Source organism: Paenibacillus sp. FSL R5-0407, from assembly GCF_038009185.1.
In the GTDB taxonomy this organism is placed as follows: domain Bacteria; phylum Bacillota; class Bacilli; order Paenibacillales; family Paenibacillaceae; genus Fontibacillus; species Fontibacillus vini.
Genome location: NZ_JBBPAX010000003.1, coordinates 13,878 through 39,374 on the forward strand (window position 1 = coordinate 13,878; position 25,497 = coordinate 39,374).

Below are 25,497 nucleotides of genomic sequence, written 5' to 3' on the forward strand. Positions count from 1 at the left end.
CTATTCCCTCTTTTCTCAAAATTATTGTTGCGCGAAAATGTTACTGATCGTGGAGGCATCGGACAAAGTGCTTGTGTTTGTCTGAGAATTCGGATCCGCTGGATTCGCCCCTTTGAACGTGGGCTTATTTTCGGCAAACAAAAAAGCCTTGCTCTCTCGCAGGCCTTTGATTTGGTCTTCTAGGCCGGCTTTAATGCTCCCGTCCTCCCCAAGTTCAATTTTCGTTTTGTCGATCAACCCGGTCACCAGATCCGCATCGTGTACCTGGCCGGCTAACGCAAGCTTAAGCGCATTGCCCAGGCGTAGCTCCTTCAAATCAGATTCGTACTTTTCCGATGCAGTCTTGTTGTCTTCTTGAAGCTTCTGAATCTGCTGCTTCAGGGTATCTGCGTCACCGCTGGACTTTTTCAAATCCTCAAGCTGTTTGTCGCGATCCGTGACGTCCTTCTCGGCTTTCTTCTTGGCTTCTGCCACTTCGTTGTATTGAGATTTCGGCACAAAATGCATCGGCAGTTCCTTGCGAACCTCAGCGTCAATCTTTTCCACTTCCGCCTCAGCGACTCCAAGCTTCTTCAAAAGCTCTTTCAACCAATCCATGTATAATCAGCCTCCATTGATTTTTATAGCTGCTCTCCAGCTACGGGAGCGGGCCGTTATGCTCCGGCCTGAGCAAATAGGGCCCCGGCAGTCTCATCCGGAGCCCAGATAAATCCATACGACATTGCAAGGTCCTACTGGGTCACTTCGTCGTAACGCTCAGCCAGCTTTTCAGCCGTAAGTTCAAGCAAAGTGCCGTCATCCATCTTGGCGATGTACTCGCCTGTTTTAACGATAATCGCATTGTAAGGCGTGCGGATAATCCGCATCTGGATACCGGACGATGTGTACTCGACTGACACCGGCATGCCAATAAATTCTATGATCTCAGTAATGCGATCTGGGTTGTTTTCAAACTGCAAAGCATCAATAAACTTCTTTTCGCGGTATCTCTTGATCATTCAATCCCTCCTTTCCAGGTAATTAAAAAGCACCCTCGCAAGTTGGAGAGTGCTTTTAAACCAAAACTGTTATTTTATTTGCTTGTTCCTCGGTGATCTCTTCATAATCGAGATCCTCACCGACAAATATCCGGCTCTGACCGGGATCCGCTTCCCAAGCTTTAGCTTCCGGACTGAATCGTTCGAAGTTACCATTTATGAAACGATAAAGGCGTGTCGCTGTCTTACCGTTGTAACCATATGCAAAATAAAAATCCTCCGGCATTGGCGCCGCCTCCTCACTTGATATTATCAATGTCTTTCGGGACTTCAAGGCTTGCAGATAACGCAAACATTTCCCTGGTCAGTTCGCCTCTCCGCTCCGGCGGCGTGCTGTCTAGGCGGAACTCCTCATAAAGTTTGTGCAGCTGCCCGTTCTTCAGATCGAAGCTTTCCGGTGTATGGAACTGAACCTCGAACCTTTGGCCTGAAGAACTTGTGAAAATTGCGTTGATGCCGCGGTATGGGTTACGCTTATCCCTCCAGGTATTCTTAAGCTTGAAGGTCGAATACCCCTTAGCCTCCATCTCGCTTAGAACACTGAAATAGGATTCCACCAGCTTGTCGCCGGATGCCTGGTAAGTGTAGCGGATGACATCATTCGTTCCAGAAATCGTTTCTCCGATCACCTTAGCGTCAAGGCTGTTTTTGCTATCCGAGTTCACCTTCCGCAGATATGACTCTTTGGTCTTAAGGCGGTATTCCAAGCCCACCAACTCTGCACCGGTTCGGTTTGATATCTCCTGCAGGTCAGTCGTGATCTGGGGTTCATTGGCCGTTATTTTGTCGTAGGCATTCAGCTTACGATAATCGGCGTTCAACCTCAGCCATCCCTCACTATCAGTATACTTCAAATCTTGGAAGGCGGATAAAGATTTTGGCGCATCAGATCCGAGTATTTTCTTGTACCGGTCAAACTGTGCCTTATCGCTTGATTGATTGGTAATCTTCTTCTGGGCGACTTCCGCAGCTTCGGCACCGTACCTATCGATTACATGCTTCTGATACCACTCAGAATATTTCATATTTTCCGGGACGTAGTAGCTTGTGCCGTCCAGATCCCGAGCAATTCGTTCTCCTGAGTCCTCGTCATCAAAATAGGCCACGGTTGTACTGCGACAATTCGCATGTAGCGGGGGCCAATTCACTCCAACCTCTTTGTCTGACAAGCTAAATATTCGATCATCCATACCGCGGCACGTTTCACTTGTCCGGAGATCAAGCGTAGCTAAGAATTGATATTGCTTCACAACCCCGCTTGATTTGTAGCCGTCATAGGTCGCTTCCGCAGCGATATGAGCACTTTCTGTACGGACCAGTCGAGCAGCATTCGACTTTGAAACGTCAAAGCGATCACGCAGAGACAAAACGACTTTATCCAAGCTGTCTCCCCGAATGAACGCCTGCGACAAATTGGTCTGGATCTCTCTTGCCAGCTTATCACGGTTTCCCCATATGCGCTTTGAAAAGTTGCTCCCGGCCCAATCTGTATATAACGCCTTCTCAAGCTGCCTGTCATCCACCAGCGCGAACGTGGTACCGAGCCCCGTTCCTTTCTGGATATCGAACAGCGTCCAGTAATAAGACTCGGTGTAATTACCGCTCAGCAGCCCCAGAAAGCCTGTCTGCTGCCGTCCGGTCAGCATTTCAAGCTCATGCCTGATCTGGGTAAGTAATGCCTCATATCGACTAATCCGGGTTCGATAATAGACGTTATTGAGTTGCTGCGTCCATCGGCCGTCGGCGTTGTCCTTTGCCTTGGCCGTAAATTCCTCCAGCGTCATTTTAAACTCGGCTAGCTCGCCTTTGTCCAGCTGCTTCTTTGCCTCAAGCAACGATACCTGGTTTTCATCGGCATAACGACCGTAAAAGGCTTCAATATCACGAATAATCGTGTTGACTGATTTCCGATACTCCTTGGCCTGCTGATTGATGTACAAGTCCGCTTTTGCATGCTCGGCTCGGGCATTTATCTCAGCTCGCTTCCGCCAATATTCAGCCGGTTTCATCGTCGATCACTGGACTTCCCTTTTTTTGTTTGTTGCTCCATTCGATATCTCATTTGTTCGATAATCCGATCAATACCAACTTCGCCGCCGTTCACTGTGATAGAAGGACTAACCACTACCGGAGTTTGGATGGATGCAAGGTTTTTCAGCAGTTCACCAAAGTCTTTGAGGTCATCACTCCAATAAACCCCATTTTCTTTTACCATCTTCAGATGACCCTCTGCCAAGCGAGAAACCAACTCATCAATCTTGTTCATTGTCTCTTTCGATAACATTCTGTTCACCTCCTAGATTAGGATATTGGATTTCGTCTGCTTTCCGTTCCTTCTCGATCCACTTCTCCTCGTCCTCAACACTTGATACCCAAGGATGATTAGCCCGGATAGTATGATCGGAAATGATGCCCACGCTGTCCTTTGCGTTTTTGACGGCTTCGGTCTCGTTAATCGTGATATCGCGGTTAAAGATGAACTCGACCAGGACGTTTGAATAATCCTTCTTGGCCGAGTTGTACAGGTGCTGGTCGATAAACCAAAGCAGCTGCTCCAGGCTCGCCTGAAACTCCGACTCCATATCGTTTGCATCTAAATCGAGATCGGCGTATAAGTGCTGCAAAGCAATTCCGCTCGGCGCGCTGCCAAACCGTTCAGACTGAGTATCGACACCGCGGCCGAACTCATAAATGTCCTTGCGGAGCTGCCCGATATGCGTCTTGTGCGCCTCTGTGTCGATCTCGATACTGACCGATTTAAGATCACCTGTGCCGTTGACGAAAGCCACCCGATAAATCGCCATATTGCGCCGGAATTCTGAGGCGCTAGTCCCGTCGTAGTCCTTCACGACGTACAAGCTATTCGGCAAGTCCTCCAGGTTGTTGGAATTGTCACTGATCTTACGGTCGTAGTCATCCACCTGACGTTTGATAAGATCAATTAGCGGCTGCTCCTCGTCATTGTACTTAAAGCAGATAAAGGGCACCCGCTCCCAATTGTAAGGCTCTTCTTTTCCATCCTTTACCTCCGAAAAATGGGCGGCGAAATCAACATATCGGAAGTCTCCGGCTTCGCTCTCATACCGACGCACGCCTTCACTGCTCCAAAACTCCACTTTGGTTATCGTCTTCTTCTGCTTTGCCACATAGACGGTCTGGTCATAGACCCGGATCACCGCATCAAGCTGTGTATGCGCGGAATCACGCCATAACGGAATGACCTCTTCGCTAGGGATCAATTGGAACGCCAGGTTTCCGACTTCGTCATAATAGACTTGCACCCAGGCTTTGCCGCTGTTGATCGCATTCTTACCTACGTTCTTGAGCATCCGGCGGAAATGCTGATCAAAGTAATCATTGAGATGCGCCTGATAACCGACATCTTTGGTCTGGGCAAGAAAAGGCTTCGAAAGCAGATAACCGATTTTTTGGTCAACGAGCTTCCGGATAAAGCCGTGCGGGATCCGATTGTCGGCCAGGTTATGTACTTGCGTCAACTTGCCGTCTGGTCCGATTGCTTTCCGGACCCGGTTCAGAATGTCGTTCTTTACCCGGTAATATTCCTGCCCGGTCAGCATCAGCTTCCGTTCTTCTGAGCTCTGCCAGAGCTTCACTTCTTCCCGGACGATCTCGTCGATTGTCATTGGGGCGTTCTTGTCCAGGTTCTCCAGTATTTCATGTAATGTGTTCAATGGTTGGCTGCCTCCTTCCTCGTTAATCAAAAGTTACGCCACTCGGCTTGCGGATCTGCTCCATCGCGTACCTTAGCGCATCAATCGTATGGTTAAAATCATCAACCGGTTTATTCAGGAATTTGCCGGCCTTGTTTTGCTCCCAGACATAGCTTGAAAGTTCGATGCTAACATTCGGACAACGGAACTTATGGACGATGATTTCATACTGTTGCAGGTACTGTATGCCGACCTTAACGCTGTCTCCGCCTTTCTCAGCCGCTCGAATCCGACCAACACCTAAACTACGGATCTCGTCAATGGACTTCGGTTCTGAGGAATCGGCGATAATGCGTTCTTTCGCATACCCCTTGGCCTTGATCGCCGAAGCGATATCGTTATTCATCATGCCATGTTCGTAATGCTCATCAAAAATATAGAGCTTCTTCTCATCCTTGTTCACCAACGCTGCGACAAGTGCCGTAGGATCATTGGTATAGCCAAAGTCCAAGCCGAACACAGCCCGGTACCCCGGAAGCTTGGCTATGGTTCGATAATCAAAATCCTCCTCGCGCCAATCCTCAAAGATGGCACCTTCTGCAATTCCCCAATCCCCATCGCCTTCAACCCTGTGACGCTTAGGCTTGTGCTTCTTCATCCATTCGAATCTAGCCCGGTCATCGTCGCCTAGGAATTCATTGCAGCGGTACGTTGTCGTCATAGCTAACGTGTCTGGATCCGAGTTATCGAAGAAGCGAGACTTCAGCCAGTGCTTTTCATTCCATGGGTTAAATGTCAGCGTCAGCTGCTTGAAGTACCCCTCCGGCATTTCTCCCCGAATGGACATATCCACCTTGTCAAAATCGTCCTCGTTCATGATCTGGTAGGCTTCCTCGAACCAGGCCCAGCACAAATAGCCGGTGTCCACCGTGATAGAGGTGATCGACATCGGATCATCCAGGCCTCGAAATAGTATCTTCTGACCTGTGGGCTTGTATATTGCCTCCAGCGGGCTCTTTTTAAAATTCCAGAGGTGCGCTACCCCCAGCCGATTCACAGCCCATTTAAGCTGCGCCCAGGTGCTGTCTTTGTGTGTGTTGAACGTCTTACGGAGAACGAGTGTATTCGCCAGCGGCATCTTCATCATGTTGTAAGGGATCCACAATGCACTCGTGACACTCTTCTTGGATCCGCGACCGCCCTTAACGACGCGATAACGCCCCTTGAAACGCCAAAAATCCGCATATCCCTTCCCGACGGTCTGCTGTAAGCTGATTTCTTTACTCATGCAGATCATCCTTAAACACAACGACTTCCGGATTCGATTCGTTGTTTATCTTCTCAACCTCGCCTTTCAGCCTGGCAATACGAAGCTGCTGCTCCTCAGTAGCCAGATCGGTTTTCAACAGTTCATCATACTGTCGGATGAGGCTCTGTAACGTCGCCATAGCCCGGCTCTGGGCCTGCAAGAAGGTTGCTTGCTTATCCCATGCCTGCTGCACTTCCCAACGCTGCCCGCTAACATTTCCGGACTTCACCTCAACCTTAGTCGTCGTCGAGTCGTCCCGATCCTTGACGTACATAATCTGCTGCGCCCGAATAATTGCCGTGTACTGAATCATGATGTTATCCCAAACGATGTCGAGCGGGGAGCGGGCCTGTAGCTGCTCCATGATCTCAAGCGATTCGGCAGGAAGGTATTTCTGGAACAGGCCGTGTGTGACAGCGTTGCTGTTTTGCGGCGGCGCGCCACCTTTATTCCCGACAGCATTCTTGTTGCCTGGCGGTGCACCAGGCTTTTTTGTATGCACACCTTTTACAATGGGCGCACCCTTTTGTCGCTGCCAACTGTGACGCTGCTTCCAGCTCTTTACTGTATTGATCGATACACCATATTTCTCGGCGATCTCTTTATATTTCATTCCGCGCTGGTAATCAGCCTCAGCCTTCCTATGCATCTTTCACGATCACCACCTCCAAAAGTTGAGTTGTTTTGGGAAATAGAAAAAGCACCCCGAAGGATGCTTAAATGTATGCTAGAAAATCAATTCAAGCCTAGCGTTTCATTGGCAAAGATAAAAAATGGTTCTGGATCAGTACCTTCTTGCTTGGACACCTCAACGAACCTGCCAAGGATACCTTTTTGAATTAAATCAAGCTCGTCTTGGGAGAATACCCCTTTAGTTTTCAACAACTCAGTTAAGGCCAAAATTTGAATATCCTTAACCGCAACTTGAGATTCCAAGTTTACAACTCGTTCAGTAAGTTCTTTTGTCGTGAACTCAGTTTCAGGCGTTCTTATTTTCATTTTCATCCCTCCTTCTTCCCTAATTGTTCGACACAAGGAAGGATTTCCCTGCAAACAAAATACCGGCACCCGAAGGCACCGGCAAGTTAGGGGGATCAAAAAGGAGAATAATCCGAACGGCAGGACTTGAACCTACGACCTCTTGCTCCCAAGGCAAGCGTGCTGCCAAGCTACACCACATCCGGTTAATGAGAGACGGGAGAAACACTGTTCAGTTAAAACTCCCGTCTTAAGCACGTAGGAGACACCGCCGGACCGTATAAAAACGCTGGCTGGTGATCTCCTTACACTTTCACAATTTCAGTATATCAGGATTTTTCAAGGGCTTGGGTATACAAAAAGTATACTACTCAGCCTTAATCTTTTGATTAATCCGCTGGCTCAGCTTCTTGATCCACACATGACTGTAGCCCAATTCCTCAGCTATGGTTTTTAAATCTTTATCCTCGACATCACGCATAAAGGCTACTTTAGCTTCCACGCCTGAAAGTTGCATAAGTATCTTTTGGATTTGCTTACGAACCTCTATTTTTTCCCCAAGTCGCTCAAATACATCGTCAATCTTGGCGTTAGTAGCATCGTATGAGATAAGTGCTTTGTCGAAAGGAATGTGAACGGGCGGATTGGACGGCAGCACTCCCGTGAACACTTGTCGATTAGAATATTTGATATCGGCTTCAAGGTCTTGTAATCTCAGCTCCAGGATCTCAACTTCGTTGCAAAGATCGTGATACAGACTAACTAAGTTTCCCATCCTCTCTACCTCCTCGCACACATTTATGTTTTTGGTACGCAGATAACGTGTACCGCTTCCGGCACTCGCGGCAAACCTTGAACCGCATCTTATATGGTCTGGGATTCTTGTAGGTCTTCATGATATCCTCGCCTCCAACCTCCACCACTTCGCCTTACGGCCATGACGTCGCCCGTACTCTTCCGCAGCCTCCTGAATCCAGGACAGCGGCACTCTCGGCTCGTGGTAGATGATTTGCAATAACTCTGAATCCGTTGCCCGCTTCCAGTTCATGCGGATCGCCTACTTTCGTAAACTTCTTCCAACCACTCAACCAGCATGATCATCTGTTTTTTTACTAACGGTTGCTCGTTATACTTCTTGCACAGGGCTCCGGCGGAGTCCGCAACCCACTGCCAAAACTCTGGCTGGTCCATCCCGAAATGTACGGCCGCCTGATTCGCTTGCCCGATCCACGCCTGCACGTCTGTAAAAAACGCTCCGTAATCCATAGGCTACAACTCCTCGATTCGGATATAGATGCCCGGCAACGCCGCCCAAAACTTCTCCACGATCTCGGAAGCAACCAACGCGTCATCCTTCCAGTAACCACAGTCCGTCATGCAGTCCTTAAGCAGCTTCTGCAAGTTGTCCGTGTCTGGCTTGGTCGTCTTCCACTCCCCGTCTTGATGTTTGCCCTTAATCGGGAAACACCACTTTACAAGCAGCCGGACCGCGCCGTTATATCTTTTCGTCGGCACATGCTGCCCCAGGTGCGCCATCAGCTTTGCCCGAGCAGCCTTCAATTCGTCCGGCTCATAAAATACCGGCTTATTGTTCACGATAGAAACCTGCTTCTGTTGGTGCGTGATCGTCGGTACTCTTTTCATCGGCATGAAGAATTCGGTCGTCATATCATCACTTCCATTATTTTACTTTCGATTGCGGGGTTACCTTCATAAATGTAGGGGAAGGGGGAGGGGGATTTTTATACCCCCTCCCTTATTCCTTATATATTTATATATAGTGGTCTCCGCCATCGGCGGCGGCAATCATACACGTATTAAATCCCCGCAACTTTTAGCGTTATTGCGGCGACCATGTTTTTGAGTTATCCGCAAGTTGCGGCAATCATAATTTGATGATCACCGCCGCAACTTGCGGCGACCATATTTTTATGGTGCTTGCCGCAATTACACTTCTTCTTTTTTTACAATTCGGTACCCAATAGCACGGTCAATTTCATAACCATATCTCTTAACCCAGTCCCTCACTGTACGTTCCGCAACCTCTTTTCCAGTAGAAGAATACCAAGCAATAACATCCAGAACAGTCGGAGGCTCACCGTAATTACAGTTGTTTATGACATCTTCAAACTCTTCCGCTTTACTCCGACGCTCCTCTTTGGCTTTGCCTTTCCGTTTGTCAGTTGCCTTCTTCCAAGGTGGCTGGGACTCACCTTCCGGGTCTATGTCCTTCAGGCTGCCAACCTCATCCACTCGATGAATCGGATACTGGAACCACATGTTCACTGGCTCAAACTTGGCGTACTCGCGCAATGTACCTTCCACGCGCCATGCGGAACGTCCTTTCACGGACTTGATGACTTGCTCGATCGTCGGCATGATGTTCGTCATGACGTGCGGCATAGCCCGCTTAGCGTGGTCTTCCATGGCCTTCGCGCTGAGCTCGTCATCCTGTGAAACGTGCTCTTGTAGGTAGGCCGGATTATGCTGCTGAAACAGCCGCTTGTACAGGCCACAGATCGCCTTGTTCTCTTCCTGCTTCATAAGAGCTTCCGTTACATCCAGCTCCACCAAGTCGATCAGTGCATCCGGATCCCGGGCAAATACGCCAGACCCGGACGCCCGGTCCATAGACTTCTTGCCGCCCTGGGCTCCCTTGGAATGATGATGGCAGTAAATGACGCTCGCCCCGAGCTCGGTAGCGATCTTGTCAAACTGGTTTGTAAAATGCGCCATCTGATCAGCGCTGTTCTCATCGCCGGTTAAGACTTTATAAATAGGATCGATGATGATTGCTATATAATTTTTCTTGGCCGCGCGCCGGATCAACTTCGGCGCCAGCTTGTCCATCGGCACCGACTTACCGCGCAGGTTCCAAATGTCAATATTGGCGATGTTCTGCGGCGGAAGTCCAAGCGCCTGGTATACGTCCTTAAAACGATGCAGGCAGCTCGCTCGGTCTAATTCAAGGTTTACATATAAGACCTTGCCCTTTGTACACTGCCAGCCCAGCCATTTGATGCCCTCTGCTATGCCTATGCTCATTTCGATTAGCGTGAACGATTTACCGGCCTTTGACGGTCCGGCTATGAGCATCTTATGTCCCTGCCGTAATACGCCCTCGATGAGCGGCGGCGCCAAGGTCGGCATGTTGTCCCAGAAGTCCGTCAGGCTCTCCGGATCCGGAAGGTCATCGTTTACCCCCTCGATCCACTCATGCCATTCGGCCCAGCTCGCCTTTCCAATGTTCGTATCCACGATGAACTGCTTCTTACCGTTACGCTCGATGCCCGGCATGCGGGAAAGCCTGGATGGGTTACGGTTCTGGTTATCGATGTTCAGACCGTTCTTTTTGCAGACATTGTAAAGGTAATCGACCCGTTTCCGGTATTCGTCATAGTTAGCCGCCTCTACTCGAACAATGGCGTGGAGACTTTTTCCCCCGCTGTAGACCATGACGGCGATCGGCAGCTCCAGCTCACGCATGATGGCATTTTGCTTATCGACGGCCATCGTATCCGATTCGACCAAAGCATACCGGAATTCAGTCACGTTCTCGTTTTTTACCCCTTGGCCGTCCAATGGATTAAACCGGATCCAAGCCCCGGCAGCCGGATCATAATCACCAAGGACGGACCCGATATCTCCGTCACATTGATTAAGAAGCTGAATAAGTTCTCCAGCCGTCCGGTCCCAGGCTCCCTTTGTCGGCAGATACTTGCCTTCTTCGTTTTGCCAAGTATCCGTAACATACCCGACCTGCTCAGATGCTTCGAACAGTGTTCCCAGGTAAGTGGTGAGTTGCTGAACCGGGTTCCAGTTTACGGGCTCGTGGATCTCTTTGCCTTCAATCCAATTGCGGTCAACAACTACATAATCACCGCCGGAAATCTCATCATCCCAGCCGAGCTCCCGGTCCTCCCGATCGCCACCGGACCGGGGAGTCCATCCGTTATCTTTGGCCATCTGCGTAATGGTCGCGCCGGTAACCGGATTGGCCGTTCCCTCGAAGCTCGTCCACTTCTTGAAGCATTCGCCGGGGTGGTATCTGCCGCCATCCCGTTTGCTCCAGTCGTCCCAGTCGCTGGCTGTATAGCCTTCGTATTTCAGCGCCATGCCGACGTTGACCCATTCCTGATAGCTCAGGAAGGCGGGGTCGATGTATTCCAATAATGAGATGAGGTCTAATTTATGCTCCATAGTTTTTCCTGCTCCCCGTTAAATACTTGTTTGTCTCCTTAACAACTTCCTTTTTAATCCATAAGTTCAAAACAATTTCTATTAAAGACACAATTTAGACACATTCTTCAGCTTTTTTTAAATTTTTTTTGTATTTTCGATCAAGCATCTTATTTCTTCAAGAGGCAGTTCTATTACTGGTCACCTACTTCACATACAAAAAAAGGTGGCCTAAAAAATGAAAAAGAGAATTGGTAAATCAAACTGGTATTTTAATGACAAGAAAGCACCATCAACAAAGTGGAAACAAGCAATCAAAAAAATATTAAAGTTTCTATCTTACGAAACACTCAGTTGGATTCTTACGAAAATATTGGAATGGATATTCTTTAAGTAAATAGTTTCAAGTAATTATTGATACAAGGTAGTTATAATGAAAATTCCAACTGCCCAGCCCCGACTGCTTCCTTGTAACGCTCCAACGTCAAAACTTTTCCGGATCCCACGCACATTTCCGGTAGGTTTGCCCGAACTAGGGCCGCGGCAAATGGTGGCGGTACGGCGTTTCCGCAACGGGCAACCTGAGCGCTCTTCGGGTACCTCTTCCCGTCAGCATCCACATCGATGATGTAATTATCGGGGAAGCCTTGCGCCGCGAATAACTCGTGCGGCTCAAGCATCCGCATCCCAATGTCAACGATCTGGTAGTCGATACCCTCGACGGTGACCAACCCGAACCGGTCTTTTGTTGTCACGGTGTGAAGCGGCTCGTCCAGCTGCTGGCCGTTGTCGGCGCTGCCGTAATACTTAAGCAGGAAAGCCCTGACCTCTCCGACATGTAGCCCGCCGGCCGTAATCGTTGGCATAGGCTCGGTGATCGTCTGCCCGTCCGCACAAGTCCCACGGAGCTTGATCAGATGTGATGTGACCAGTGCATTGTGGTCTGTCGTGGTGACAGTGCTCAGCGGATCTTGCAGGTTGTTTCCGGCACCGGCATAATTGCCTCCGTAGTGTTTCGCCATGAATGCCGTAACCAGTCCGTAACGATTGCTGGTATCCTGCGTCAACAAAGGACGATTCATTGTCTGGCCGCGAGCGCTGTCGTCGTAAGAGTGGTACTGGGTCAGGAACGATGCCGCTCTCCACACGTTGTCCCGATGGGCGAAATAGGGATCAGGGTTGTCGATCACAAATCGCTGGATGCCCCGGGCGATCCGGCGCATAGTGTTCTCTGCCAGCGGTTTCTTTCGCACGAAGATGCTCGGGCATTGAATCGACCAGTCAATGATCTCCGCAGCTGTCCGCCACGGCTTAAGCTTCCCGTTCTTGACCTCTGTGCTCGCTGGATCTCCGTGCGTCGGCTCCGGCCAGACGATCCGGCGGCCATCCCGACGGGCGACGAGGAACAGCCGCTTTCGAATCGTCGGTGCCCCGTAATCACAAGCTCGCAGTTCCCGGCTCTCCACCTTATATCCAAGGCTTTCAAGTTGCGCCTTCCAATGCTCATAGGTCTGGCCTTTTTTGCTTTTTACAGGACGGCCCTTTCGTACTGGGCCCCATGTTTTGAATTCCTCGACATTTTCAAGGATTATGACTCTTGGCCGCACTTTTCCAGCCCACTTCAACACTATCCATGCAAGGCCCCTGATTTTCTTTTCTACAGGTTTTCCACCCTTCGCCTTGGAAAAGTGCTTGCAGTCTGGTGAGAACCACGCCAACCCTATCGGTCTTCCTGCAGCTGCATCTCTCGGGTCAACATCCCATACCGACTCGCAATAATGCTTAGTATCTGGATGGTTTGCGCGGTGCATTGCAATAGCTGCAGGATCGTGGTTGATGGCAATGTCCACGCTTCTGCCGGTAGCTAGTTCAATCCCGGTACTCGCCCCACCACCGCCAGCGAAATTATCAACGATGATCTCACGCATGAATGTCACTCCCCACGGTATTCCTTAGGATTTACGCCCTCCGGCACGCGCCAGCCGTTACCTGCAATGCGGTCAATCATGCGCTTAGCTGTTTCAAATGACCAGGTTCCGACATGTTCAAAGCCGCGGCCTTCTAAGAAGCGTATCTGCTTAGGTGTTGTAAGCCCTTCGGAACGCCGCTTGTCCAATCTCTCCAGCAGCTTCGTCGCCTTACCGGCGTTATCAATTTGATCCGGCATGATTCCGAGCTTTTCCAACGTCTTCACTTGGGCTTCACTCGGCGGTGCCATTTCCCAACCAAATGATGGAACATAACCTGAAAGGTCCTCTGCTTGAATCGACATTTCGAATTGAAGCGGATCGACCAGCGCCCGTTTCCGGCGTTTCATTTCTTCCAGTTGCTTCGCCAGCGCTTCCTCACGAGCAGAGACAACGTCCTCGGCGGCCTGCTTTTCGACGGCTTCCAGGTCGAGCGGGACGCCAGCTTCTTCGATCTGCTTGGTCATGGCCTTGGCGACCTCCTCATTTTCAGCGATCAAATGCGCCGGATGGCAAAGCTCATGGCGCTCCGTGTGCCAAAGGAAATCGAGCAAGAGCAATTCTTCTTTGCCGGGGAATAGCCGGGTACCACGCCCGACCATCTGGCTGTATAAACTGCGGACCTTTGTCGGCCGTAATACGACGACACAGTCCACGCTTGGACAATCCCAGCCCTCAGTAAGCAGCATGGAATTGCAGAGTACGTTATATTTGCCGGCATCGAAGTCGGCCAACACTTCCGCCCGGTCTTGCGACTCGCCGTTTACCTCGGCCGCCCGGAAGCCAACACGATTCAATATTTCTGTGAACTTTTGGCTGGTCTTCACCAGCGGGAGGAAGACGACAATCTTCCGATCCTTGGCAACCTTCCACATTTCCGCGGCGATCGATTCAAGGTAAGGGTCCAAAGCGGTACCGAGGTCCTGCGTTTTGAAATCCCCTGCCTGCTGACCGACAGCCGATAAATCCAGCTTTAAGGGAATTGTCATGGCCTTGATCGGGCTAAGGTATCCCTCTTTGATCGCTTTCGGCAAAGTATATTCATAGGCCAAGCTCTCAAAGTAGCTGCCTAAGTTCCGCATATCGCCGCGGTCCGGCGTGGCCGTGACTCCCAAGACGTTCGCGTCTTTAAAATGGGCCAGCACTCGCTGATAACTATCAGATAAACAGTGATGAGCTTCATCGATGATAATCGAGTCAAAGTAATCCGGGGCGAACTTCTGCAGCCGCTTGTCTCGCATCATCGTTTGAACACTGCCAACCACTACCCGGAACCAACTACCAATGGAAGTCTGTTCAGCCTTTTCGGTAGCGCAACCTAATCCGGTGGACTGTGCCAACTTATCGGCTGCCTGGTCTAGCAGCTCGCCGCGATGGGCTAGGACGAGCAAACGCTCGCCCAGCCTTACCCGGTCCTCAATTACTTTGCTGAAGACAATCGTTTTACCGCAGCCAGTCGGAAGGACAAGCAATGTTCGCTGTACGCCCTTTTCCCACTCCGACTGGATGCTCTCACGTGCCTCCTGCTGGTATGGTCTAAGTTCCATGGGCTACCCCTTAAAACTGACCCGGAGTAAATCCGCCGCCCTGTTGTTGAGCCCCTGGGAATGGAGCTTGGTTATATTGCTGCTGTTGGTTGTATTGTTGTTGGGGTGGCTGCTGGTTCAATTCTTCGTAGGAATAGAATGATTTCACTTGATTGTTCGTTTTGTCTTGACCGTCGTTTCCTTTGAATTTGTTGATCTCCAGTTTCAATCGACCACGAGCACCGACAACAGCACTCCAATTCATGCGCAGCGGCTCACCCTTCTTCTTTTGACCGATCCCAGCGAAGAAATTAGATAGCAACCCCTCTGTTTTCGTATGAAGGAACAAATTATGAAATACAACTACATCGCCATGTTCTGGTGAATGCACCGTAATCTCAAGCTTAGCCTGATTACACGCTGGCATCTTGGCACTACCTGCAAAACGCCCACGTTCAAACTTGGTCACCGTGAAATCATAATCACCTGCTGGGAGGAGTATGAAGTCTCCTCCATCTTTCTGGATCGTATCTTCCCATCCGAGTTCTCGTTCGATGTTGTTTTGAGTAGTCATGTATAATTCCTCCTGAATGATTTATTAAAACGGTGTTTTTTCCCGTGCGTCCTGAACCATTTCAAATACCTTCGACCAAGCCCCTACCAAAACGCCATCGATAAAATTAGGATCATAATTGGCGATAGGCGTGTTAAGTGGGTAGTAACCTTTGACACTTACAACCATTTGGATTTCCGACTCCGTCACTTGGTACTGCGTCATGAGATCACGCAATGACTGCGGAATATTTGGGCTAAGACCTGCCGTCTGACCGCTTTGCGCATCTGCTGACGTTTGCGTGACTGCTGGAGCTGAATCACTGGGCGGCGTACTTGCCGGAGCCGGTGGTGTTGTCACTGGCGGTTGAGTCGGTGTTGCGGTGACTCCTTGTGCCGGCTGATTGAAGATATGAGCGATTCGGCTGTATTCCAACGGCAGCTCGTCTGGCAGGCCGTGGCGGTTCTTCGCGTCCCATGCTGGATGATGCGTAGTGTACATGGTCCTCGCACCACCTTGGGCCTTGTTCTTCTTACCATCCTTATCAGTCGCCACGCTGAACGTCTTGTAATTGATGAAGAGAACAATATCGGCCCACTCTTTGACCAGGGGCGCGGTTCTGCTGCCAGTCTTTGCTCCCAATTTCAGTTGATACCGATCATAAGCTCCCATCTCGTCTGGTTGTTCAAATTTCACGATTTGGGCATGTGCAGTAAGAACAACATGAATACCGACTTCTACTAAATCTTGAAGCAGATTAAGAAAACGGCCGATTTCCTCCGCGACAAAGATATATCCCTTGCCGTAGCCGAAATCCTCAATACCGTTTTTGCTGTGAGTTGCACATACACTTTCTACGCACAGCATCTCAGCCCAATCGATGGTATCTATAACAAGTGCTCCGAAACGGTTGCCTTGCTGCTTGACCCATTGAACCTGCTGTTTGAGCATTTCCCAACTTGAGGGCTTCGGTAGACGCTGAACGTCCATTTCAGTAGTAGATCCTTCAGTATCGATAAATATAGGCCGGGGGAATTGAGCTGCGAGAGAAGACTTACCAACCCCCTCGGGACCATAGGCGACAACCTTCTTTGCTTTCTGAACTTTTCCGCTCACGATTTCGAACATCAGAACTCACCTGCTTTCCAAGATGGCGCAGGTTCAGGAGCGTTCCATCCTTCACCTGGATCAATCTCTCCTGGCGGATCTTGAAGCTGAATACCTTCCTGACCGGCAACATAGCCGTCCTCGATGATAATGCTGCATTCTTCCCCGGTGCTGACCCGGGTCGCAATTGCCTGCAGGCCTTCCTGTTCCAGCCAAGCGCCGAACTCATTCAAACTGTCCATATCCATCTGTTCGAGCTTGTCCAGCAAGATAAAACCGCAATCTGGCTTGAGTTTACGAACGATGGCCGCGGCGACCTTAAGTTGATCAGCGCCGCTCATGTTGTCCCAGCGCTGGCTGTTATAAAGCAGCTCACCATTCTCAACTGACAATCCTGGCAGCGGCAAATCCGCGTTCGTCAGGAGGTCCGTCTTTTGTTGCCGTACTGCGTTGATCTCGGTTGTAAGAGTATCGTATTGCTGCCGGTAATCGCTGGCGTCCGTTTCCGCCTTGTCCTTGTCCAGGTTCGCCCGGACCTTCCGGTTAATCTCATCAATCTGCCGGATGTTGGCTTCCAGCTCAGCTGTTGATTCGTCGTGCAGGTCGATGGCGTCCTTCTGTGCAATCTGCAAATCCGTGCCGAGTTGAGCGTATTTTGCCTCTGCCTGGGCCAGCAGTGAGCGCATGCGTTCGATTTCTTGCCCTTGGCTGGCGTACTCTGCCTGAATCTGTGTCAGCCGCTGCCGCTTGCGCTGGTTCTCGCCGTTCCGAGCAAGGATGGTCTGTTGCTGCTGGATCATCTCCGATGCCGAGATCGGTTCCTTCGGTGCGTCCGGGAAATAAGGCTGCTCCTTCGCAAACTTGGCCTTCTGGTCCGCGATTTGGCCGATGGCATGCCGGCGGCTGTAAATCTCCTGTTCCTTAACCTCCAGCTCATGAAGCTGCTGACCAACCCCGATGATCTGCAAAAGGATGTTTGCCTTCTCCTTGCTGGATGCGTTCAAAAACTTCGGCAGGTTGATTGCCAGTTCTTCCACGAAACTATCCAGGAGCTGCTGGCCGCCTTTCTGGCCGTTAGGGTCGATGACCTTCAGGTCGCTGTTCTTCCCTTTCCGCTCCACGATAAGACCGTTGGACAAAGTAATATGAAGGTAAGGAGGAACTGCGGAACCTTCTCTCTCGGCCTGAGACGGTCGGTATTTGTTGCCCCCGAGCCCCCAAGCAAGGGCGTCCAGGACGCTTGTCTTGCCTTGGCCGTTCCGGCCGCCTACGACCGTCAAACCGGAGTTGGTCGGCTCGATCTTAACAGCTTTCACGCGCTTAATATTTTCAACTTCCAATTTATTGATTTTTATCACGTGTAAACCTCCCTATTTACAAGGTTATTTGAGTAAAAGGTGACGCTAAGGCCACCCTATTCGCTTCTGTTAAGCAATAACGACGATACGCTCTGTTTCGATCAGATCCGACAATTCCTCGGCCAGGTAATTAGATACTGCTTCAATCGCATCATTACGCCATGCGCCACCATCTGCTTCGAAAAGTGCCGCGGAAGGACCGTCCTTCATGCGGAATACGAATGACGATTCCGGCTGATCCACTTCCACGAATGTCCGATACGGGGCCAGCAACACTGGATTAGGAACCTTTACGTCGTCTACGGTAGCGACGCCTGTCTTGGCTACTACGGATTGAGATACACCATCATCACCGACTTGCCGTACAGCTTCCTCTTTGATGTTGCCGACAACTTTCAAGAGTTTCGTACGGTCTTCGTTTTCGACAAAACCCGATTGCAGTTTGATGTTAAAGCTTTCAACATCGTAATACGATTCATACCGGAACGCTGGAATCATTGCCTCTGCTCTGATAATCTCCTTGCGTTGATAATCGGAGTTATAAGAAGAAACGACGGATACGACTTCCGGACTGAGGACATGTACCAGGAGCGGGGCCTCGGCGTCAAATTCTGATTTCAAATAGTCGACCAGTCCGGAAAGGTTGCGAACAACGAGCGGGGCAGGAGTCGGCGCCAAGACCTTATAAACTTGATGGGTAGCATATTTCTGACCGTTAATCTCAAGCACTTCAGGCCGGCCTTGTTTAGATAGATATTCCAGTGATTCGCGATTAAACATGAATGAATTCCTCCTATAAATTGATTAATAAATGCGCTTAATCTTGTGGCCTGTATCGTCTGCAACGTCCCCGTCATTATCAATGAAAGTCTGGCCGCGCTGTCCGGACTTGAGTTCTGCCGCCGCTGGCTTGCCTTCATTGTCCCGATCCATGATGATCGTGGTCAGTACTTCTTTGGCCGGAGCCAGTGTACTTGTTGCGCTGATAGATACTTCCGCCATTTCTCGGTTTTCATTCGGCTTGATCGTCAGCGAGATATTGATCTTGCGGGTGGTCTTAGCCTCCGTGTTAGGATCAGCGATATTGATCAGGACCTTTTGTAATTCCTGATTGAAACGTTCAGAAATGCTACCATCTGCCAGTGATTCTAATTTGATTTCAACGCTCTTGCTCATGAACGAGCCCTCCTAAAATATGAAAGTATGATTACTTAGGCAGAAGATCTGCGATTTGAGAAATACATTCGATACAGATTGGCTTGCCGTAATACTCCCGAAGTATTTTGTCTACGCTGCCGCAAATGCTACAGCCTGGCTGATACTTCCGGAGGATGATCCGCTCCCCATCCACAAAGACTTCAAGCGGATCCCCCTCGGCGATCCCGAGCGTCCGGCGGAGCTCCTTCGGGATAACTACCCTGCCAAGCTCGTCCACCTTACGAACGATTCCAGTACTTTTCATTGCAATTTCCTTTCCGCCAGCTTATACTGGCCGTAGAATATGTTTGTTTGTGCAGTCTGTCGGCTCCTACCCCGATCAGGCTGCATTTTCGTTTTCTAGAGCTTCAATCTCCCGATCGAGCCACCACAGCGCTCCATCCTTTGTTGCTTCGTCGCAACACCACACCCGGCCATTTTTAATGCCCCAGCGTATCCGCATCAGTTCTAATTTGCGGATTAGCAGATCCACATTAGGCAAACTGTTCACCTCCTCTCAAGATCATTCCAGCCAGCCCTTTATAATGCTTCTACCAATTAAGTTATTCTCACCACATTCATAGCACAGAAGAGCCATTGTCCTACCAACCGTTCTATTCTTTTGCGATAAGGTTTGAAGCTTCACTGAAGTGTGCCGTTCGCCACACGCTTCACAACGCTTTGCGATAAGTACCTTCTGTGGTGCCCGTCTTTTATAACCGATGCGGCTAAGATCAAATTCCGTCAGTTTTACAAATCCATACTCTAACTTTTGTTCTTCCGTCATTTCGCAGATCCCAGTCATTGGCTCGTCCTCCTCTCTGGCGCACTTTTTTCGTACTGCGTCACAACTAAATGTCTTCATCCTCCAATGCTTGGACTAGGTTATACAACGCTTCTCTAACTTTATGAGAATACCTAGTTCCCGAAACAGCAACTCGTACACCACGTTCAGAATCACTATTTCGAACCATGCTGATGTGTATATCCCCTTGATCGTCACGTATTAGATTCAACACATTGGGTTCATCCAAGGATGTATAGTCGCTTACGACCCGTACTCGCTTCATAGATTTTTCTCCTTCGCTATATGTGTCTACTCCGCAGCTCCTCCGGCGGCGGCCATATCCTTTTTAAGCGGATAGATCGAAACGTGACCCTTGAAGAGTTCCAATTCTGCTTGCTGCTTAAGCTCCTCATACAGGGATGACGTCGGAGGAGATACAAAGGCCTGCTGTAAACCATGGTGGGTGTTAAGATGCGCTCCGCAGTTCCAACATTCGCGGACTTCAATGCTCAACCCCTGTGCTACCACCCGGGAAAAATCATGCTTGCCGATTAGGCACTTAATGCGATCAAACAACTTTATCCCTCCCCGCGATCACCGTCCTGGCTTTCAACTTTTGGACCAGACAGGCTCCATTGCAAACCAGTTCATGCCCGACCTGGAAGACCGCTTGTCCGAAGTATATTTCGGCGCCGCATTCCTCGTTGGCGCAGTGGTCGACTACTTCGCGCTGTTTGTTATTCATGGCTTGTCACCTTCCTTTCTTCAAGTTTCGAAGCTATATGCTTGTCCAAGTCTTGTTGTCGAAAATAAAGCTGACCACGCTGCCGAAAATATGGAACCTCTCCGCCCTTCACCATTCGCCGCAGTGTAGCTATCGAAACTTTTAAATATTGACAAGCTTCAGCGGTATCGAATATGTTGGTGTATAAACGACGGGTGATTTCCGGTTGTAACTCGGCTAAGATTTCCTCGCGGAGATTAGCTTTGATGTCGGACCGTAGCGCTTCAATGAAGGTTGTTGTATCCATCGTGACAGTCACACCCCTCTTTTTTCCCAAGAACGAGCTCATCAAGAGAAACACCAAAAGCATTAGCGATCTTAACCGCAGTTTCAACATTCGGCGCCTTCTTTTTGCCGGATGCAATATTATAAAGTGCCGAGACTGCAACATCACTTTCTTTTGAAAGCCTGTACACGGTCCAGTCTCTCTCTTCTAACAAACGAAGCATGTTCTCTTCGATCTTAACGCCCACGTTTTACCACCTCCTGGATACATAGTATTACTCATATGAGATATACTCAAACCTTGTTATAACTCATTCGAGTAATAAAATCACTCATTCTCTCTTTTTTTCTTAAAAATCCTTGACAAAGCTAATAATATCGATTTATTATGACTTTATTGAGTTATAACTCAAACGAGATATAATTAGAGAGGATCAAATGTCGTGAGTATTCCTGAAAGAATCGAAAAGTTAATGAAGGACCACGGAATTAGCCGTTATAAGTTAGCCAAGGAAACTGGCATTCCGTACACCACCCTTACTCAGATTCTCAATTCACGAACTGAGAATCCTCAGGTAAAATCTTTGCAGATAATAGCCGACTACTTTTCAAAACCCTTAGGTTATATAACTGGAAGAGAAGACGACACGATTAACCCAAGCGCAGTTTTTGATATCGACATGACAGCAGTGGAGATGGTTCAGATTCCTATCTATGGTGAGATTAGAGCAGGATACAATAGCCTTGCTCAACAGGACATTATCGGATATGAAATTGTAGCAAAAGATAGCGTTTCTGATGGAGATTACTTTTTTCTAATAGTTAAGGGTGATTCCATGATCGAGGAAGGGATCGCGGAGGGGATGCGAGTATTAGTCCGGAAGCAGCGGACCTGTCAGCACGGCAAGATTGGTGTCGTTATAGTAAACGGGGACGAGGGCACATTAAAAAGGGTGTTTTATGATAATGACAATGTGATTCTGCAAGCAGCAAACAGACACATCCCACCGAAAAGCTACCCGATCGATGAAGTCATGATCCAGGGACAAGTGGTAAAGGTAGAGTTTGATGTATGATCTAAAAGTCGTATACACCTATGAAGAGGGATTTAACGTTCCCGTTGCTCTTATTGTTCGTCCATCTTGCGGGGAATTTGATTGGTCCGAAGAAACGTTATACATAAATCTCCGACAACCCTTCGAACGAATGGATTATGTAGAAATCAATGATGATACTGTTAGTCTTTCCTTACTGCATACTGAACTCGTAACCCATACCATATATCCTGATCATGTGGGGATTTATACGCCATTCGTGAAAGAACGTCTTTACGACATTAAGAGTGGAAAATTCTCGCCGAGCTTTAAAATAACTGGAATTGAGCAATTCATAATCAAAATGTCAGACCTTGCTTTGGCTACTCACTTAAATCTACTTAATCTTTTTGACATAGAGTAGGTCTTGCCAGGGCAAGGCTTTTCTTCGGCCCAAAATAGAACATACGTTCCTGAAAGGAGGTGAATATGGAAATGGGATGGAAAGAACATCTAGGAGGAAATAAATATCGGCTCGTTGAACGGGATCCATCCAAAGTCTCCAAGCCCAAAAAGTCCACGGTGGTTTACGTGCCCGATGACATTGTAAAGTCTACTAGGAAAACCGAGAGATGGCTTGCTGTCGAACTTGCTGGCTGGGAGGAGAAAGTCCTTTCTGGGGAAGCAACCAGTAAGAAGCGCAGCGAGAAGATCAGTTTTAAAGATTTTGTGCCTATTTGGGAGAAGAGTTACGCAGATGAAAACATGGGCGGTAAAACGATCCTCAACACGATGGAGATAATCAATTCACGTCTTATTCCTGAGTTTGGAGATACGCGCTTAGATCAGATAACTACGCTTCAGCTCGTTACTTGGTTAGCTAACTTAAAGAATCTTAAAAGCGGCTTACCTTTAGCAACAAATACGAAGCTGAATATCTTTAAGGCTGCCAAGAGCATTTTTGATTCTGCGTTCGCTTGGGGTGTGATCAAGAACAACCCAATGGATGGAGTTAAACGCCCCAGCCAGAGCAAGAGAGAGAGAAAAGAAATTCGTTCCAAGAAGAAAGCATACACCCGAGCAGAAGTTGAGAAGCTCCTGCTATCCCTTTACGCCCTTCCGGTTAGGTGGAGGTTATATTTCACTGGGGTGATGATGGGGGGCTTTAGACGGGGCGAATTCTTGGCCGTTGAGTGGGCAGATTTGGATTACGAGCGGTGTGCTATTTGGATCGATAAACAAATCACTCTCGATAAGGAAGGTAACAAAATAGAGGGCGAAGTCAAAACAGAAGAATCCGAGGATTGGGTTGCCATGCCAAAATGGTACATGGAAGATCTAAAGACCTACCGCCGGGACTGGGTGAAAGAGAAGCTGAATTGCAAGGACTGGCAAGGCCGATCCAAAGAGTATATTTTCCACAGCGGTAACGGTGTTATGTATTACCCCTCTACCCCGACGCGGACCTGGAGCAAGTTTCTTGAAAAGAACGAGCTGCCACACGTAAAGCTTCACGGCCTAAGACACACCGCAGGGATGTTGCTTAGGGAATCAGGTACGGATCTCAAAACGATACAGGAGAGATTGCGCCATGTCAAAATGGATACAACCGCAAATATTTATACGCACAAGTCGGATACCATCAGTAGAGCTGCAGCTGATCAACTGGAGGACCTTAATCCGAAACTGGCTAAATTTGCCCCACGATCTGCCCCATATGCATAAAGTGGCCGGGGCTTTGTCGAAAAACGGGCAAACAAAAAACCCTTGCGGCACAAGGGTTTCAAGTCTTACAAATTGCAAAGCGGGTGATGGGAATCGAACCCACGCTACCAGCTTGGAAGGCTGGCATCACGGCAAATCATCATGCGTCTATAATAGCAAAAAACCTATAAGTACAGCAAATCAATATATACATGTTGATCAAGAAGTATCAAGAACGATCAATTTCTTTAAATCATATGCCCCTTTTTTGCCCCATAGTCCCGCTGTGGGGCATAGGAGAAAGGAGTAAATGATGAGAATTGAAGATATTAGGCCGGGAATAGATGTCCACGTTATCAGAGACCACCCAAATGGCTACGGCGGCCGTAAAGGAAAAGTAATAACGATCGGGACTTTCGAAGGCGGGCCGAAAACCATAGGAGTATTAGTCGATATTTATGAGGCGTGTTTAATAATCATTAAGCCTGAGCATCTGGAACCAGGCGAGCCTGATCCGTTACCTCCGGGATGGGAAGAAATCGAATTATAGATGAAAAGACCACGGCAGTAGCGTCTCCGTGGTCTTTTTGATTGTTTTTATGCTATTATATCGGTCCTATCTATTAATGGACAATTCCTTTGTTGAAGAAATCATCCCAACACATTACAAAGAACGTCGCTTTAGGATCAAACCTATGAGGCTTCGCATATTTCATAGTGGGTTCTCCAAATCGATCAACTAACATTGGTAAAATGCTTGCATTGGGATAAGGAAGATCATCAACCACCGATACAAGTAATTTCCCTTCTTCAAATGATACACAATAACTTATTTTGTTTTCGTCAGTAAATTGATATCTCTTATTTTTATTCAGGAAGGCCTTGTCGATCATTTGAAAAATTCTTCTCTTCGTACTTTTAGGTACTTCACTAAATCGGGCCTTTACAGCAATTTTTCCGGTTGCTGTCATAGTTATCACTCCCCCACTAATAATAATGTACCTCAATACTAGCACGAACACTTGTTCTTATCAACAATAAAAAAAAGCCCACCGACCAAAAGGCCAGTGGGCTTTTCTACCGATTCTATCGGATTGCATATCGGCAGGGTAGCTGATATGTTGACTATAGATTATATCACTTGGTACAATTTGTAAACAGTCACTTTGTAACAGTTGCCGTTTGAGATATATTATCCCAATCCACTACCGCTCCAAGCGCCTCACCGACAGCCCGAAGCGGTACCATGGTTACTCCATCGATCAACTTGCCGTCATCGACCTTCTTGCCGTTGACGATCACAGTTACCTTATCGCTTAAAGGCACAGGCTCCTCTTTCTTATTGAATAACTCTAACTCGGCTTTCCGCCTGCGCACCAATCCCGCCAGCACAAGTCCGCCAGCCTTGTCATACTTGGTGATGTTCTGAGCGATCTGAGTGATTGTACGTCCTTTGCATAGGGTACGGAGATTGCCAGCTCCGCAGTTGTAACAAAAGCTGACCAACGCATCGAACTGATTTTGATTGAGCTGCTTAGTCACTGGTACGTAAGCAGGGTCATTCACATAAGCTTCGTACTTGGCCAAGTCGTTTATCAGCATGCTATCCGCCTTTGCTTGCGTTATGGCCATTCCTGGTTTAACGTCGGCTCCATAGTGGCCCCAGCCGATGGTCCAGAATTTCTCGGTCGGGACAGGCTTGTAAGCAGTCAGGCGGCAACCTTCAAAGTTCTGGATCAATCTGATACCGACCTGTGAAATTTTGCGTACCATCATACACCATCCCCTGTTTGATTATTCGGATGTTCCGGCTTGGCCGGGTTATTCTTCGCTTTGTCCTCATTAAGTTGCAGCAGGAAATCTTTAATCTTGTCCGGAAGCGGAACACCCAGGACCCCGAAATTCTCCACCACAGATAGCGCTTCACGTCCGATGTAGAAGAAGATTGCTGCCGTCCTGAATAAAGGCATACCCGGCTGGATCCAAGCGTCGACCAGTGCAGCCAGACCGACAACAAAGATGACGACCCCCTTTCGAACGCCGCCCCAAAACATAATGTCGCTGCTAACCGTTTTTGTTTT

The 25,497-nt window shown here is 48.7% G+C and carries 35 protein-coding genes and 1 tRNA gene; 4 read left to right on the top strand and 32 right to left on the bottom strand.

Going from position 1 to position 25,497, the window contains the following annotated elements:
• Positions 1-21: 21 nt before the first annotated feature.
• From NYE70_RS25785 to NYE70_RS25925, 29 genes are all read right to left on the bottom strand, one after another.
• A complete protein-coding gene (locus NYE70_RS25785) occupies positions 22-597 on the bottom strand; it encodes a phage scaffolding protein (RefSeq protein WP_341049033.1) in 576 nt (191 codons plus the stop codon).
• 134 nt (positions 598-731) lie between these two features.
• On the bottom strand, positions 732-998 hold the full coding sequence (locus tag NYE70_RS25790; RefSeq protein ID WP_341049035.1) for a hypothetical protein: 267 nt from the start codon (positions 996-998) through the stop codon (positions 732-734).
• A 55-nt stretch (positions 999-1,053) separates the two neighbouring features.
• Positions 1,054-1,263, bottom strand: coding sequence for a hypothetical protein (locus NYE70_RS25795; protein ID WP_341049037.1), 210 nt, complete (start codon positions 1,261-1,263; stop codon positions 1,054-1,056).
• A 13-nt stretch (positions 1,264-1,276) separates the two neighbouring features.
• Complete coding sequence (locus tag NYE70_RS25800; protein ID WP_341049040.1) at positions 1,277-3,046, bottom strand: minor capsid protein; 1,770 nt, start codon at positions 3,044-3,046, stop codon at positions 1,277-1,279.
• Positions 3,043-3,321, bottom strand: a complete 279-nt coding sequence (locus NYE70_RS25805) for a hypothetical protein (RefSeq protein ID WP_341049043.1) — start codon at positions 3,319-3,321, stop codon at positions 3,043-3,045. The genes NYE70_RS25800 and NYE70_RS25805 overlap by 4 nt, the downstream gene beginning before the upstream one ends.
• The gene (locus NYE70_RS25810) at positions 3,290-4,729 is read right to left on the bottom strand and encodes a phage portal protein (RefSeq protein WP_341049045.1); all 1,440 of its coding nucleotides are present in this window, start codon (positions 4,727-4,729) and stop codon (positions 3,290-3,292) included. Before NYE70_RS25810 ends, NYE70_RS25805 begins: the two co-directional genes overlap by 32 nt.
• Positions 4,730-4,751: 22 nt before the next feature.
• Positions 4,752-5,996, bottom strand: coding sequence for a PBSX family phage terminase large subunit (locus NYE70_RS25815; protein WP_341049046.1), 1,245 nt, complete (start codon positions 5,994-5,996; stop codon positions 4,752-4,754).
• On the bottom strand, positions 5,989-6,630 hold the full coding sequence (terS, locus tag NYE70_RS25820; RefSeq protein WP_445323895.1) for a phage terminase small subunit: 642 nt from the start codon (positions 6,628-6,630) through the stop codon (positions 5,989-5,991). The genes NYE70_RS25815 and terS overlap by 8 nt, the downstream gene beginning before the upstream one ends.
• A gap of 122 nt (positions 6,631-6,752) precedes the next feature.
• The gene (locus NYE70_RS25825) at positions 6,753-7,016 is read right to left on the bottom strand and encodes a hypothetical protein (protein ID WP_341049050.1); all 264 of its coding nucleotides are present in this window, start codon (positions 7,014-7,016) and stop codon (positions 6,753-6,755) included.
• 111 nt (positions 7,017-7,127) lie between these two features.
• Positions 7,128-7,201 (bottom strand) — tRNA-Pro (locus tag NYE70_RS25830).
• A 161-nt stretch (positions 7,202-7,362) separates the two neighbouring features.
• Positions 7,363-7,770: a hypothetical protein gene (locus NYE70_RS25835; RefSeq protein ID WP_341049052.1), complete on the bottom strand. Its 408-nt coding sequence runs from the start codon at positions 7,768-7,770 to the stop codon at positions 7,363-7,365.
• Between the two features lie 117 nt (positions 7,771-7,887).
• Complete coding sequence (locus NYE70_RS25840; RefSeq protein WP_341049054.1) at positions 7,888-8,043, bottom strand: hypothetical protein; 156 nt, start codon at positions 8,041-8,043, stop codon at positions 7,888-7,890.
• Positions 8,040-8,261, bottom strand: coding sequence for a hypothetical protein (locus tag NYE70_RS25845; RefSeq protein WP_341049057.1), 222 nt, complete (start codon positions 8,259-8,261; stop codon positions 8,040-8,042). The genes NYE70_RS25840 and NYE70_RS25845 overlap by 4 nt, the downstream gene beginning before the upstream one ends.
• Before the next feature lie 3 nt (positions 8,262-8,264).
• Complete coding sequence (locus NYE70_RS25850) at positions 8,265-8,645, bottom strand: RusA family crossover junction endodeoxyribonuclease (protein ID WP_341049058.1); 381 nt, start codon at positions 8,643-8,645, stop codon at positions 8,265-8,267.
• Positions 8,646-8,942: 297 nt separating this feature from the next.
• Positions 8,943-11,195 (bottom strand): AAA family ATPase, encoded by a 2,253-nt coding sequence (locus tag NYE70_RS25855; protein WP_341049060.1) that lies wholly within the window; start codon positions 11,193-11,195, stop codon positions 8,943-8,945.
• 407 nt (positions 11,196-11,602) lie between these two features.
• Complete coding sequence (locus tag NYE70_RS25860) at positions 11,603-13,102, bottom strand: DNA cytosine methyltransferase (protein ID WP_341049061.1); 1,500 nt, start codon at positions 13,100-13,102, stop codon at positions 11,603-11,605.
• Positions 13,103-13,107: 5 nt separating this feature from the next.
• Positions 13,108-14,688 carry a DEAD/DEAH box helicase gene (locus NYE70_RS25865; RefSeq protein WP_341049063.1) on the bottom strand — a complete coding sequence of 527 codons (1,581 nt, stop codon included), beginning with the start codon at positions 14,686-14,688 and terminating at the stop codon, positions 13,108-13,110.
• 10 nt (positions 14,689-14,698) lie between these two features.
• Entirely contained in the window at positions 14,699-15,241 is a 543-nt protein-coding gene (locus NYE70_RS25870) for a hypothetical protein (protein ID WP_341049065.1), read from the bottom strand.
• 24 nt (positions 15,242-15,265) lie between these two features.
• Positions 15,266-16,348 (bottom strand): ATP-binding protein, encoded by a 1,083-nt coding sequence (locus NYE70_RS25875; protein WP_341049066.1) that lies wholly within the window; start codon positions 16,346-16,348, stop codon positions 15,266-15,268.
• Positions 16,348-17,685 (bottom strand): AAA family ATPase, encoded by a 1,338-nt coding sequence (locus tag NYE70_RS25880; RefSeq protein ID WP_341049067.1) that lies wholly within the window; start codon positions 17,683-17,685, stop codon positions 16,348-16,350. Before NYE70_RS25880 ends, NYE70_RS25875 begins: the two co-directional genes overlap by 1 nt.
• A 69-nt stretch (positions 17,686-17,754) precedes the next feature.
• Positions 17,755-18,465 carry a hypothetical protein gene (locus NYE70_RS25885; RefSeq protein WP_341049068.1) on the bottom strand — a complete coding sequence of 237 codons (711 nt, stop codon included), beginning with the start codon at positions 18,463-18,465 and terminating at the stop codon, positions 17,755-17,757.
• Between the two features lie 24 nt (positions 18,466-18,489).
• On the bottom strand, positions 18,490-18,861 hold the full coding sequence (locus NYE70_RS25890) for a replication terminator protein (protein WP_341049070.1): 372 nt from the start codon (positions 18,859-18,861) through the stop codon (positions 18,490-18,492).
• 31 nt (positions 18,862-18,892) lie between these two features.
• On the bottom strand, positions 18,893-19,147 hold the full coding sequence (locus NYE70_RS25895) for an AbrB/MazE/SpoVT family DNA-binding domain-containing protein (RefSeq protein ID WP_341049072.1): 255 nt from the start codon (positions 19,145-19,147) through the stop codon (positions 18,893-18,895).
• A 75-nt stretch (positions 19,148-19,222) separates the two neighbouring features.
• Positions 19,223-19,384, bottom strand: a complete 162-nt coding sequence (locus tag NYE70_RS25900) for a hypothetical protein (protein WP_341049074.1) — start codon at positions 19,382-19,384, stop codon at positions 19,223-19,225.
• Between the two features lie 21 nt (positions 19,385-19,405).
• A complete protein-coding gene (locus NYE70_RS25905; RefSeq protein ID WP_341049076.1) occupies positions 19,406-19,687 on the bottom strand; it encodes a hypothetical protein in 282 nt (93 codons plus the stop codon).
• A 291-nt stretch (positions 19,688-19,978) separates the two neighbouring features.
• Complete coding sequence (locus tag NYE70_RS25910) at positions 19,979-20,245, bottom strand: hypothetical protein (RefSeq protein WP_341049077.1); 267 nt, start codon at positions 20,243-20,245, stop codon at positions 19,979-19,981.
• The gene (locus NYE70_RS25915; RefSeq protein ID WP_341049078.1) at positions 20,238-20,414 is read right to left on the bottom strand and encodes a hypothetical protein; all 177 of its coding nucleotides are present in this window, start codon (positions 20,412-20,414) and stop codon (positions 20,238-20,240) included. The genes NYE70_RS25910 and NYE70_RS25915 overlap by 8 nt, the downstream gene beginning before the upstream one ends.
• Complete coding sequence (locus NYE70_RS25920; RefSeq protein WP_341049079.1) at positions 20,407-20,700, bottom strand: helix-turn-helix domain-containing protein; 294 nt, start codon at positions 20,698-20,700, stop codon at positions 20,407-20,409. The genes NYE70_RS25915 and NYE70_RS25920 overlap by 8 nt, the downstream gene beginning before the upstream one ends.
• Positions 20,678-20,926, bottom strand: a complete 249-nt coding sequence (locus NYE70_RS25925) for a helix-turn-helix transcriptional regulator (RefSeq protein ID WP_341049080.1) — start codon at positions 20,924-20,926, stop codon at positions 20,678-20,680. The genes NYE70_RS25920 and NYE70_RS25925 overlap by 23 nt, the downstream gene beginning before the upstream one ends.
• A 195-nt stretch (positions 20,927-21,121) precedes the next feature.
• On the opposite strand from NYE70_RS25925, the gene NYE70_RS25930 reads away from it, so the two are divergent.
• From NYE70_RS25930 to NYE70_RS25945, 4 genes are all read left to right on the top strand, one after another.
• A complete protein-coding gene (locus NYE70_RS25930) occupies positions 21,122-21,754 on the top strand; it encodes a LexA family protein (RefSeq protein ID WP_341049082.1) in 633 nt (210 codons plus the stop codon).
• On the top strand, positions 21,747-22,136 hold the full coding sequence (locus tag NYE70_RS25935) for a hypothetical protein (protein WP_341049083.1): 390 nt from the start codon (positions 21,747-21,749) through the stop codon (positions 22,134-22,136). Before NYE70_RS25930 ends, NYE70_RS25935 begins: the two co-directional genes overlap by 8 nt.
• Before the next feature lie 71 nt (positions 22,137-22,207).
• Positions 22,208-23,437 (top strand): tyrosine-type recombinase/integrase, encoded by a 1,230-nt coding sequence (locus tag NYE70_RS25940; RefSeq protein ID WP_341049085.1) that lies wholly within the window; start codon positions 22,208-22,210, stop codon positions 23,435-23,437.
• A gap of 289 nt (positions 23,438-23,726) precedes the next feature.
• The gene (locus NYE70_RS25945; protein ID WP_341049086.1) at positions 23,727-23,966 is read left to right on the top strand and encodes a hypothetical protein; all 240 of its coding nucleotides are present in this window, start codon (positions 23,727-23,729) and stop codon (positions 23,964-23,966) included.
• Between the two features lie 73 nt (positions 23,967-24,039).
• Here the strand turns inward: NYE70_RS25945 and NYE70_RS25950 are convergent, their stop codons facing one another.
• From NYE70_RS25950 to NYE70_RS25960, 3 genes are all read right to left on the bottom strand, one after another.
• Positions 24,040-24,387, bottom strand: coding sequence for a hypothetical protein (locus tag NYE70_RS25950; protein WP_341049087.1), 348 nt, complete (start codon positions 24,385-24,387; stop codon positions 24,040-24,042).
• 190 nt (positions 24,388-24,577) lie between these two features.
• Positions 24,578-25,192: a glycoside hydrolase family protein gene (locus NYE70_RS25955; RefSeq protein WP_341049088.1), complete on the bottom strand. Its 615-nt coding sequence runs from the start codon at positions 25,190-25,192 to the stop codon at positions 24,578-24,580.
• Positions 25,189-25,497, bottom strand: a 309-nt coding sequence (locus NYE70_RS25960) for a phage holin family protein (RefSeq protein ID WP_341049089.1), incomplete at its 5' end; no start/stop codon positions are given. The genes NYE70_RS25955 and NYE70_RS25960, both read right to left, overlap by 4 nt.

Coding starts and splice junctions, on each gene's coding strand:
- NYE70_RS25785 (WP_341049033.1), bottom strand. CDS start 597: ATGGATTGGTTGAAAGAGCTTTTGAAGAAGCTTGGAGTCGCTGAGGCG.
- NYE70_RS25790 (WP_341049035.1), bottom strand. CDS start 998: ATGATCAAGAGATACCGCGAAAAGAAGTTTATTGATGCTTTGCAGTTT.
- NYE70_RS25795 (WP_341049037.1), bottom strand. CDS start 1,263: ATGCCGGAGGATTTTTATTTTGCATATGGTTACAACGGTAAGACAGCG.
- NYE70_RS25800 (WP_341049040.1), bottom strand. CDS start 3,046: ATGAAACCGGCTGAATATTGGCGGAAGCGAGCTGAGATAAATGCCCGA.
- NYE70_RS25805 (WP_341049043.1), bottom strand. CDS start 3,321: ATGTTATCGAAAGAGACAATGAACAAGATTGATGAGTTGGTTTCTCGC.
- NYE70_RS25815 (WP_341049046.1), bottom strand. CDS start 5,996: ATGAGTAAAGAAATCAGCTTACAGCAGACCGTCGGGAAGGGATATGCG.
- terS (WP_445323895.1), bottom strand. CDS start 6,630: ATGAAATATAAAGAGATCGCCGAGAAATATGGTGTATCGATCAATACA.
- NYE70_RS25825 (WP_341049050.1), bottom strand. CDS start 7,016: ATGAAAATAAGAACGCCTGAAACTGAGTTCACGACAAAAGAACTTACT.
- NYE70_RS25835 (WP_341049052.1), bottom strand. CDS start 7,770: ATGGGAAACTTAGTTAGTCTGTATCACGATCTTTGCAACGAAGTTGAG.
- NYE70_RS25840 (WP_341049054.1), bottom strand. CDS start 8,043: ATGAACTGGAAGCGGGCAACGGATTCAGAGTTATTGCAAATCATCTAC.
- NYE70_RS25845 (WP_341049057.1), bottom strand. CDS start 8,261: ATGGATTACGGAGCGTTTTTTACAGACGTGCAGGCGTGGATCGGGCAA.
- NYE70_RS25850 (WP_341049058.1), bottom strand. CDS start 8,645: ATGCCGATGAAAAGAGTACCGACGATCACGCACCAACAGAAGCAGGTT.
- NYE70_RS25855 (WP_341049060.1), bottom strand. CDS start 11,195: ATGGAGCATAAATTAGACCTCATCTCATTATTGGAATACATCGACCCC.
- NYE70_RS25860 (WP_341049061.1), bottom strand. CDS start 13,102: ATGCGTGAGATCATCGTTGATAATTTCGCTGGCGGTGGTGGGGCGAGT.
- NYE70_RS25865 (WP_341049063.1), bottom strand. CDS start 14,688: ATGGAACTTAGACCATACCAGCAGGAGGCACGTGAGAGCATCCAGTCG.
- NYE70_RS25870 (WP_341049065.1), bottom strand. CDS start 15,241: ATGACTACTCAAAACAACATCGAACGAGAACTCGGATGGGAAGATACG.
- NYE70_RS25875 (WP_341049066.1), bottom strand. CDS start 16,348: ATGTTCGAAATCGTGAGCGGAAAAGTTCAGAAAGCAAAGAAGGTTGTC.
- NYE70_RS25885 (WP_341049068.1), bottom strand. CDS start 18,465: ATGTTTAATCGCGAATCACTGGAATATCTATCTAAACAAGGCCGGCCT.
- NYE70_RS25890 (WP_341049070.1), bottom strand. CDS start 18,861: ATGAGCAAGAGCGTTGAAATCAAATTAGAATCACTGGCAGATGGTAGC.
- NYE70_RS25895 (WP_341049072.1), bottom strand. CDS start 19,147: ATGAAAAGTACTGGAATCGTTCGTAAGGTGGACGAGCTTGGCAGGGTA.
- NYE70_RS25905 (WP_341049076.1), bottom strand. CDS start 19,687: ATGACTGGGATCTGCGAAATGACGGAAGAACAAAAGTTAGAGTATGGA.
- NYE70_RS25915 (WP_341049078.1), bottom strand. CDS start 20,414: ATGAATAACAAACAGCGCGAAGTAGTCGACCACTGCGCCAACGAGGAA.
- NYE70_RS25920 (WP_341049079.1), bottom strand. CDS start 20,700: ATGGATACAACAACCTTCATTGAAGCGCTACGGTCCGACATCAAAGCT.
- NYE70_RS25935 (WP_341049083.1), top strand. CDS start 21,747: ATGTATGATCTAAAAGTCGTATACACCTATGAAGAGGGATTTAACGTT.
- NYE70_RS25940 (WP_341049085.1), top strand. CDS start 22,208: ATGGGATGGAAAGAACATCTAGGAGGAAATAAATATCGGCTCGTTGAA.
- NYE70_RS25945 (WP_341049086.1), top strand. CDS start 23,727: ATGATGAGAATTGAAGATATTAGGCCGGGAATAGATGTCCACGTTATC.
- NYE70_RS25950 (WP_341049087.1), bottom strand. CDS start 24,387: ATGACAGCAACCGGAAAAATTGCTGTAAAGGCCCGATTTAGTGAAGTA.
- NYE70_RS25955 (WP_341049088.1), bottom strand. CDS start 25,192: ATGATGGTACGCAAAATTTCACAGGTCGGTATCAGATTGATCCAGAAC.